We start from the raw sequence: 239 nt of genomic DNA, 5'->3' as shown, positions 1-239 counted from the left end.
CACGCCGACCAGGCGGGTCGAGGTCACGACCCCGGCGGCGAGGCGATCGCACCGGCCGTAGGCCGGCTGGCCGGACGCGAGGGCGGACGCGACCATCTCGTCGACGGGCTCGCGCAGCTCGATCGCGAGCGCGTCGACCGGGAGGGTCTCGGCCGACGGCCCCTCCGCGCCTTCGGCACCCTGCGCGAGCCAGGCGCCGAAGGCCTGGCCCGCCCAGAGGATCCGGGCGGCGCGCCCGG

Annotated in this window: 1 protein-coding gene; it reads right to left on the bottom strand. The window is 79.1% G+C overall.

The annotated features are described in order from the left end of the window. Window positions 1-239, bottom strand: a 239-nt coding sequence (locus tag KZZ07_RS27375; RefSeq protein WP_219520195.1) for a hypothetical protein, incomplete at both ends; no start/stop codon positions are given.

It is taken from the genome of Mameliella sp. CS4 (genome assembly GCF_019392335.1).
In the GTDB taxonomy this organism is placed as follows: domain Bacteria; phylum Pseudomonadota; class Alphaproteobacteria; order Rhodobacterales; family Rhodobacteraceae; genus Antarctobacter.
This window is presented reverse-complemented; position numbering and strand designations above follow the sequence as displayed.